This is a genomic window from Bradyrhizobium altum (assembly GCF_020889705.1).
Lineage (GTDB): Bacteria > Pseudomonadota > Alphaproteobacteria > Rhizobiales > Xanthobacteraceae > Bradyrhizobium > Bradyrhizobium altum.
Map to the genome: position 1 here is coordinate 1 of NZ_JACMYP010000321.1, position 8758 is coordinate 8758.

9 protein-coding genes are annotated in these 8758 nt (G+C 65.8%); 6 read left to right on the top strand and 3 right to left on the bottom strand.

Translation table 11 applies throughout. From position 1 onward, the window contains the following. Together H8B02_RS41790 and H8B02_RS41795 are read left to right on the top strand one after the other, a co-directional pair. The coding region (locus H8B02_RS41790; protein WP_229171507.1) for a hypothetical protein at nucleotides 1-821 on the top strand (821 nt) is incomplete at its 5' end. Between the two features lie 73 nt (nucleotides 822-894). Then, on the top strand, nucleotides 895-1602 hold the full coding sequence (locus H8B02_RS41795) for a type 1 glutamine amidotransferase (protein ID WP_229171508.1): 708 nt from the start codon (nucleotides 895-897) through the stop codon (nucleotides 1600-1602). Here the strand turns inward: H8B02_RS41795 and H8B02_RS41800 are convergent. Then, on the bottom strand, nucleotides 1599-2477 hold the full coding sequence (locus tag H8B02_RS41800) for an NmrA/HSCARG family protein (RefSeq protein ID WP_229171509.1): 879 nt from the start codon (nucleotides 2475-2477) through the stop codon (nucleotides 1599-1601). The genes H8B02_RS41795 and H8B02_RS41800 overlap by 4 nt on opposite strands. Before the next feature lie 117 nt (nucleotides 2478-2594). On the opposite strand from H8B02_RS41800, the gene H8B02_RS41805 reads away from it, so the two are divergent. Then, nucleotides 2595-3491 carry a LysR family transcriptional regulator gene (locus H8B02_RS41805; RefSeq protein ID WP_229171510.1) on the top strand — a complete coding sequence of 299 codons (897 nt, stop codon included), beginning with the start codon at nucleotides 2595-2597 and terminating at the stop codon, nucleotides 3489-3491. A 22-nt stretch (nucleotides 3492-3513) separates the two neighbouring features. Here the strand turns inward: H8B02_RS41805 and H8B02_RS41810 are convergent, their stop codons facing one another. Together H8B02_RS41810 and H8B02_RS41815 are read right to left on the bottom strand one after the other, a co-directional pair. After that, nucleotides 3514-3864, bottom strand: a complete 351-nt coding sequence (locus tag H8B02_RS41810; protein ID WP_212315747.1) for a hypothetical protein — start codon at nucleotides 3862-3864, stop codon at nucleotides 3514-3516. 246 nt (nucleotides 3865-4110) lie between these two features. Next, the gene (locus H8B02_RS41815) at nucleotides 4111-5046 is read right to left on the bottom strand and encodes a LysR substrate-binding domain-containing protein (protein ID WP_207835508.1); all 936 of its coding nucleotides are present in this window, start codon (nucleotides 5044-5046) and stop codon (nucleotides 4111-4113) included. A 200-nt stretch (nucleotides 5047-5246) separates the two neighbouring features. On the opposite strand from H8B02_RS41815, the gene H8B02_RS41820 reads away from it, so the two are divergent. From H8B02_RS41820 to H8B02_RS41830, 3 genes are read left to right on the top strand one after another with little or no spacing between them, the layout of a single operon-like run. After that, nucleotides 5247-6575 (top strand): MFS transporter, encoded by a 1329-nt coding sequence (locus H8B02_RS41820; RefSeq protein ID WP_229171511.1) that lies wholly within the window; start codon nucleotides 5247-5249, stop codon nucleotides 6573-6575. A 34-nt stretch (nucleotides 6576-6609) separates the two neighbouring features. Next, a complete protein-coding gene (locus tag H8B02_RS41825) occupies nucleotides 6610-7635 on the top strand; it encodes an amidohydrolase family protein (protein WP_229171512.1) in 1026 nt (341 codons plus the stop codon). Between the two features lie 33 nt (nucleotides 7636-7668). Beyond that, nucleotides 7669-8343: an RraA family protein gene (locus tag H8B02_RS41830; RefSeq protein ID WP_229171513.1), complete on the top strand. Its 675-nt coding sequence runs from the start codon at nucleotides 7669-7671 to the stop codon at nucleotides 8341-8343. Nucleotides 8344-8758 lie beyond the last annotated feature (415 nt).

Genomic DNA, 8758 nt, shown 5'->3' on the forward strand with positions numbered 1-8758 from the left:
CGTCCGGCATCGGCCTGATGCTGCTGCTCTGCGCGGCCTATGTGTTCGGCTGCGCCTTCCGCTCGGTGCTGCCGCGCGCTGACGTGCAGCGCATCTGCCTGTTCGACACCTGGCTGTCGAGCGTCGTCGTCGGCCGCACCGTCGCGACCGTCGCCGAGGTCTGCTTCGCCGCGCAATGGGCGATCATCCTGCATCAGCTCGGCACCATGACCGGCGCCGAGACCACCATCAATATCGCCTGGATCATCGTGCCGCTAATCGTGATTGCGGAATGCTTCTCCTGGTATGCGGTGCTGACCACCCATTATCTCTGCAACGCGATCGAGAACTCGATCTGGGCCGTGGTGTTCTTCCTGGTCGGGATCGCGCTGTGCCGGCTGCTGCCCGAGTTTCAGGGCCCGGTGCGCTGGGCCTTCATCGTCGCGATCGTCGGCATCGCCGCCTTCCTCGCCTTCCTGATGACCGTCGACGTCCCGATGTATCTGAACCGCTGGCGCGCCAATCTCGCCGCCGGCGGCACCCTGCTGCATCCGCTCGAGGGCCTGCGCGACGTCAGCCGGCGCTGGGTCGTGACCCACGACATCGCCGAGTGGCGCGAAGAGATCGCCTGGATGTCGCTGTATTTCAGCATGGCGGTCTGGTCGAGCCTCGCGCTCTGCGTCGGCTACTCGCTCGAGGATCAGCTGCCGCGTTACCGCACCGGGCCTGCGATCGTCGCGACGACGCCGGCGATCGAAAGCCCGGCACCGGCGATCGTCAGCACGACGCCGGCGGCGCAGCACACTGCAACGATCGACGCGGCGGCGCCGTCACGGAATTGAGCGGCGGCCGCGCGGCTTGCGGCCGTCAGCGCTTCCGGTGTAAACGCTGAGGCATCCCGCCCATCCGTTAGCCATGCCCCGCATCACCATCATCGAAACCGGGCTCGTCAGTCCGCAGTTCCGCGAGCGCCACGGCAGCTATCCGCAGATGTTCCAGCGGATGGTGGCCACGGCCGATCCCTCGATCGCCTGCGACGTCGTCAGCGTCGCCAACGGTGAGGCACTTCCGGATCCGGCCACATTGGATGCGATCCTGATCACGGGATCAGCGGCCGGCGTCTATGACGATGTCGCCTGGATCGCGCCGCTCGAAGCCTTCGTGCGCATAGCCCATGACAAGCGCATTCCGATGGTCGGCGTCTGCTTCGGCCATCAGCTGATCGCGCAGGCGCTCGGGGGCACCGTGCGCAAATCGGAGAAGGGCTGGGGCATCGGCCGCCACGTCTATCAGCTGGCGCCGGACAACGGGCTGATCGACGGCGAGACGATCGCGGCGGCCGCCTCGCATCAGGACCAGGTGATCAACCCGCCCGCCTCCGCGCGCACCATCATGGCGTCCGAGTTCACCCCGCATGCCGGGCTGCTCTATGCCAACGGCACCACGCTGTCGGTGCAGCCGCATCCGGAATTCACCGTCGACTACGCCGACGCGCTGTGCGATCTGCGCCGCGGCCTCGCGCCTGATGCCGTGGTCAAGACGGCCAAGGCATCGCTCGCCGCACCTCTCGACCACGCCACGCTCGGCGGCGTGGTCACGCGTTTTCTCACACGCCCAACTTAACTGTTGCGCCACTGCGCGACAGCATCGCGGGCAAAGTCGCGATAGGCGCGCGGCGCGCGGCCGAGTAGCTGCGTCAGGCGTGCCACCTCATCAGCCGTCGCGACCGCGCCATCGCTCTGGTAACGGCCGAGCATGAGGCGCATGTCGAGCGCGAGCCAGCCCGGCATCGCAGCCTTCAGACGCTGCTCCATCACCGCAAGATCGTCGCCGCCATAGCTGACGGCACGGCCAAGCGCATCGCGCCAGATCGCAGCCGCGCCCTCGCCGGTCACGACATCGGGGCCAACCAGCGCATAGATCTCGCGGCCAAGCGGTGCGGATGCACGCTCGCGGCGCAGCAGCTCGATCGCAGCCGCCTCGCCGATATCGCGGATGTCGACCATCGAGATGCCCTTCGCGCCGATCGGCATGCCGTAGGCGCCGAAATTGAGCAGCGGCTCCTTCAGCCGCAGATCGTTCTGGATGAAGTAGGCCGGACGCAGGATGGTCGCGGGAAGATCGAGCGCCTCGATCATCCGCTCGACCGTATGCTTGCCGGCGAAGTGCGGCACGTCGGCATAGGCCTCGCCCTTGAACACCGAGAGGTAGACGATGCCCTTGACGCCGGCCTCGCGCGCGGCGGTCAGCGTAAGCATCGCCTGGGTCAGTTCGTCGGCGGCGTTCGGCACTAGCAGGAACAGCGTGCTGACGCTTTCGAGCGCCGCACGGACCGAGTCCACGTCAGTCAGATCGCCGCGAACCGCCTTCACATGCTGCGGGAACTGAGCCTTGCCCGGCGAGCGCGTCAGGGCGCGCACCTCGACGCCATGACCGGCGAGATGGTTCAAGACCTGGGTGCCGATGGTGCCTGTGCTGCCTGTCACCAGAATAGCCATGTCGAATACTCCTCTTTTGCGGCAGACCGTCTGCCGTTGGGGAGAAACTAACCGTTCCAATTTTTTCTTGGAGATGCCATTATTTGGACATATCGTCCCGAATATGGAACACTTGGGATGGACCTTCAGGCACTCACCGACTTCAATTTGGTTGCCGCGCACGGCGGATTCGGCCGCGCCAGCCGCGCTTCCGGACGGGCCAAGGCGACGCTGTCCCGCCGCGTCGCCGAGCTCGAACAGGCACTTGGCGTCCGCTTGATCGAGCGGGGCTCACAGAGTCTTCGACTGACCGACGAAGGCCGCGCGCTGCACGAGCGCACCAGCGGTCCGCTGTCCGACATCGCCGAGGCCGGCGAAGCCGTGGTGCTCGGCGCTTCGACGCCGCGTGGCCGGTTGCGGGTCAGCACGCCGGTCCTTCTCGCGCATGTCGCGTTCGGCAGGATCGGTGCGCGCTTTGCGCGCGCCTATCCCGACGTCCAGCTCGAGATCGTCGCCGAGGACCGCTTGGTCGATCCGGTCGAGGACGGCTATGACCTCGTCATCCGCATCAATCCGTCACCGGACGAGCGTCTCGTCGGCCGCCGCTTCCTCAACGACGAGCTGCTGGTCGTGGCGCATCCCGATCGACAGCGGCCGACGACCTCCGCTCGCGATTCAGACGATATCTCCGTCGATGCCGTGCTCATGTCGCAGACGCCACCGGACACGCTCTGGCACATCCGGGATGAACGCGATGAGATCACGCTCAGGCCGCGGACGGTGTTGCGTCTCTCGTCGATGCTGATGATGCGCGATGCCGTGCTGGCAGGCGCCGGCGCCGCCCTGCTGCCCAAGCTGCTGGTCGACGACGATATTGCCGCAGGCCGGCTTGCCTATTGGGGAACGGACGCCAGGCCTCCGGTCGAGATCTGGGCGCTCCAGAGCTCGCGACGGCTGGTCGGCGCAAAGGTTCGCGCGTTTCTCGACGTCGTCGAGCAGGCGTTCCCGAACCGCGTCTTCGTTCCGCCGGCCTGATTTGCGGGCCGGATAACGCGCCTCAGGTCATGCTGCCCGGCATGAAGCAACGCACGCGCGGGTGGCCGTCGATATAGTGCTTCCACACCATGGTTCGGCCGATCTTGTTCGGCTCGGTGATCAAGGCCTCGTTCGGCACCACGACCCATTCGTCGTCGATGTGCACGCGATAATGGCCGTGGTCCGACTCCCAGTCCGGATCGGCGACCACGGATCCGTCGGCGTCGGAACAGCATTGTCCGTAGCCGCTGTGCAGGCTTTCAAACCAGGGCTTCAGAGGTGAATTGGCGTAGCGGCCGTCGTCGCGCGCCAGGGTCGGCGATGTCAGCCACATCGCCCCCAGCAGCAGTGCCGCACGCGTGATGGCGTGCATGTTGTGGTCTCCGCAGATCTGATCCAGCTGCGGGCGCGCATCACTTACCATTCGCCGGCGACATTGCCGTTGCGGGCGAAACACGACGAATCGGCGCCCCAGCACCTTGCATTCAAGTATGCAAGACCGACGCCAGACTGCATTCCGGGAGACTACGGCCGACGAAAGTATGGGAGCGCGGACCGTCGCGTGCCACGCACGGCAGGTCACCATCTCAAGCGCGCGTTCGCCTTCGGCGCAACTCGATCAGCGGATCGCCGCAGCGACCTCGGGAACCAGCGGCGGCGCGCTTCGCGACGCCGCCTGCAGCGCGCATTCGACGAACCGGCGCGGCAGCAGCGAGGCGTTCGAGCGCATCGCCACCAGCATGCGGCTCTCCGCATCCGGCGTGTCGAGCGCTTTGGCGACAACGTTCATGACGCCGGCCTGCTGGTAACAGGACGGCAGGATCGAAAGCCCGATTCCGGCGGCGACGAGGCTGAGCACCGTGCGCAGTTCGTGAGCCTCCTGCGCGATCCGCGGCGCAAAGCCGGCGCGCCGGCACAGCATCGCCGCCTGGTCGCCGACGCCGCAACCGCTCTCCGCCATGCCGACGAATTCGTGCTCGGCGAGGTCCGCAACGCTGAGTTTGCCGGGCGCGGCGGCCAGCGGATGATCGATTGGCAGGAACACCATCAACCGGTCGCGCCAGACGACGTGAACCTGCAGATCGGCCGCGGGCCGGAAATCCAGCGGCGGCCGCATGATCGCGACGTCGAGCTCGGCGTCGGCGAGTGCCTGCAGCTGTTTCGCCGTCGACATGTGCCTGAGCTCGATCTTCACCCGCGGATAGCTGCCGCGGAAGCTGCGGAACAGTTCGGCGAACATGTCGAGCATCGGAACCGAGTCTGTAAAGCCGACACGGACCGCGCCGGCTTCACCGCGCGCTGCGCGGCGCACGGTCTCCGATGCGAGGTCGAGCTCGCTGACGGCGCGTCGCGCGTGTTCCAGCAGCAATTGGCCGGCCTGGGTGAGTTCAACCGCGCGCCGTGTCCGCGACAACAGCTGGGTGCCGAGCTCCTCCTCCATCGCCTTGATCTGTGTGCTCAGCGGCGGCTGGCTGACATGCAGCCGCTTGGCGGCGCGGCTGAAGCTGAGTTCTTCGGCGACCGCGATGAAGTAGCGAAGCTGCCTGTAGTCCATCGCTTATTCCGTTTCCCTATAAGTGACGGGTCAAAGCGGTATTTGACCTCCCAGGTCCGTTTCCCGATCTTGGCGCCAAAACGCGGACGCTCCAAGGGGCAACACGCGCAGCCGGTCAGCCAGGCGAAATCGCCGCGAATAACAGGGCTCCGCCCGGTTCGGATCGCAAGCGCGATAACAAAAAGCAAGGGAGGATTCCAATGGGCCAAGCGTCCGTCAGCGAGCTCGAACAGCAAACCATCCGCCGGGTCTATTGGCGGCTGATTTCGATCCTCTTCGTCATGATGTTCTTCAACTATCTCGACCGCATCAATCTCGGCTACGCCGGCCTGACGATGAACAAGGACCTCGGCCTCAGCCCCGCGATCTTCGGCTTTGCGGCCAGCATCTTCTTCCTCGGCTACATGGTGCTCGAGGTGCCGAGCAATTTGATGCTGCACTGGCTCGGGGCGCGGATCTGGCTGGCGCGCATCCTGATCACCTGGGGCCTCGTCGCCACGCTCACCGCCTTTGTCTGGAATCCGCTCAGCCTCTATGTGATGCGGTTCGGCCTCGGCATTGCGGAAGCCGGCTTCATGCCCGGCGTGGTGCTTTATCTGACCTATTGGTTCCCCGCGCGCTATCGCGCCCGCGCGGTGGCCGGCTACATCATCGCCGGCTCGTTCTCGGCGGTCTTGGGCGGGCCGATCTCGACCAGCATCATGACCTTCCTCGACGGCGCGTCCGGCCTGCATGGCTGGCAATGGATGTTCATCGCCGAGGGCGTGCCGACCATTCTGCTCGGCCTCTTCACGCTCTATTATCTGACCGACCGTCCCGCCAAGGCGAACTGGCTCACCAAAGAGCAGGGCGCCTGGCTGGAGGGCGAGCTCGCCGCCGAGCGGGCCGAGATCGAACAGCAGGGGCAGCACAGGTTGATCGAATGCGTCCTCGATATCAGGGTCTGGCTGCTGGCTGCGTTGTTCGGCTGCGCGCTGGTCGGCATCTATGGCCTGCTGTTGTGGCTGCCGCAGATCATCAAGGGCATGGGCAATCTCAGCAACATCGAGGTCGGCTTCCTGTCGGCGATCCCGCCGCTGCTCGGCGTCGTCGGCACCATCGTGGTCAGCCGCAGCTCGGACAAGACAGGCGATCGCAAATTTCATCTCGCGGCCGTCTATCTGCTCGCCGCCGTCGCCATGCTCGGCAGCGCCTATGTCGCGAGCCCGGTGCTGGCCTTCGTGTTCCTCTGCGTCGTCGGCTTCAGCCTGAACGCCGGCAATCCCTTGTTCTGGAGCATCAACGCCTCGCTGCTGACCGGTGCGGCCGGCGCCGCCGCGATCGCCACGGTCAACACGCTGGCGCAGTTCGGCGGCCTGATCGGCCCCTGGTGCATCGGCCTGATCAAGGACTCCACCGGAAGCTTCTCCTGGGCGCTGGTCGGCATCGCCGGCTTCCTGTTCGTCGCATCCGCCATCGCCGCCACCATGCGCGTCAAACCGCGCGAGACGGAATTGACGGGCGCGATCCCGTCATCCGTCGCACACTGACAACCCTGCCAAGGGGACCAACAAGGACGCAACCATGATCATCGACTGTCACGGCCACTACACCACCGAGCCGGCCAAGCTGCAGATCTTCCGCGACAAGCAGCTCGCCGGCCTCGCCGACAGATCGCGCCGGCCGCTCACCACCAATCTCGGCATCACCGACGACGAGATCCGCTCGAGCGTCGAGGGCGCGCAGCTCCGCCTGCAGAAGGAGCGGGGCACCGACGTCACCATCTTCTCGCCGCGCGCCGCCGGCATGGCACACCATGTCGGCAAGGAAGCGACCAGCCGTGAATGGACCACGATCTGCAACGACCTCGTGCACCGGGTCTGCACGCTGTTCCCGCAGAATTTCGTTCCCGTCTGCCAGCTGCCGCAGAGTCCCGGCGTCAAGCCTGCCAACTGCATCGAGGAGCTCGAGCGCTGCGTGACGCAGCTCGGCTTCGTCGGCTGCAACCTCAATCCCGATCCCGCCGGCGGCTATTGGTGCGATCCGCCGCTGACCGATGAATGGTGGTATCCGCTGTATGAGAAGATGGTCGAGCTCGACGTGCCGGCGATGGTCCATGTCTCTTCGTCCTGCAATCCCTGCTTCCACGGCACCGGCGCGCATTACATCAACGGCGACACCACCGCCTTCATGCAGTTCCTGACCTCGGATCTGTTCAAGCGCTTCCCGACCCTGCGGTTCATCATCCCGCATGGCGGCGGCGCGGTGCCCTATCACTGGGGCCGCTACCGCGGCCTCGCGCAGGACATGAAGCTGCCGCCGCTGTCGGAGCATCTGTTGAAGAATGTGCTCTTCGACACCTGCGTCTATCATCTCCCCGGCATCGAACTGTTGACCAGGGTGATCCCGGTCGAGAACATCCTGTTTGCGTCGGAGATGGTCGGCGCGGTCCGCGGCATCGATCCCGAGACCGGGCATCATTTCGACGACACCCGCCGCTACATCGATGCGCTGCCGCTGAGCGCGGAGGACAAGGCCAAGATCTTCGAAGGCAATGCCCGCCGCGTCTATCCCCGCCTCAACGCCCATCTCGACCGCCGCGCGCATTAGGCGACCGCGCCGACAACACACCGGAGAACACCGATGGCCATAGGATTTGCAATTCACAAGGCGAAGCGGAAAGTGTCGCCTGACCTCGTCGCGCGCTACCGTACGCTGCCGGTCGCCAATATCAGCGACGTGATGTCGCGGATCGCGGGCACCAACCGGTTGCGGCCGATGCATGCCGGCGGCTGGCTCGGCGGCCCGGCGCTGACCGTGAAGACCCGGCCCGGCGACAATCTGATGGTGCACAAGGCGATCGATCTCGCCCAGCCGGGCGACGTGATCGTGGTCGACGCCGGCGGCGTCCTGGTCAATGCCATCATCGGCGAGATCATGTCGACGCTCGCGGAGAAGAAGGGCGTCGCGGGCTTCGTGATCGACGGCTCGATCCGCGATGCCGGCGCGATCCGCGCTGGATCGTTCCCGGTGTTCGCCGCCGGCGTCGCCCATCGCGGCCCCTACAAGGATGGCCCGGGCGAGATCAATTGCGCCATCTCGATCGACGGCATGATCGTCGAGCCCGGCGATCTCATCGTGGCCGACGACGACGGCGCGCTCTGCGTACCCCATGACGACGCCGAAGCCGTCTGCAAGCTGACCGAGGCCAAGAAGGCTAGCGAAGAAAAGGCCATCCAGCAGATCCTCGCCGGCACCAGCGACCGCCGCTGGGTCGATGAGGCGCTGCAACGGCTCGGCTGCGAGTTCAAGGACTAGCCTGCGGCCGCTGCCCAGGAGGCGGAATGCCTGCCTCTTGGGCGTAAGTCTCCGCAGAATCGGCGAGAATCGCCACCGCGCAGCCGGTTGGCGGCCCGTCGACCGGCATCGGGAATTTTTCCCGATTGCAGATGGAAAAGAATCCCGGACCTCCGGGACACATCTTGTTTGCCAAAGCACCAGCGCTCCCGCAGTCTCGAAACCAAGGTTCGGCGGGGATAAAAGCCGAACCGGGACAACAGGGTGGGCGTTATGGCTGGTGCGTTGTTGCGTACGGCAACACGATTTTTGTCTGGTTCGGCCACTACGCGCGGCGCCGCGGCCATGCTCACCGCCATCGGAGCCGCAGCGCCGCTGACGATGGTGCAGGCCCAGACCCCCGCCCCGACCGAACTGCCGCCGGTCACCGTGATTG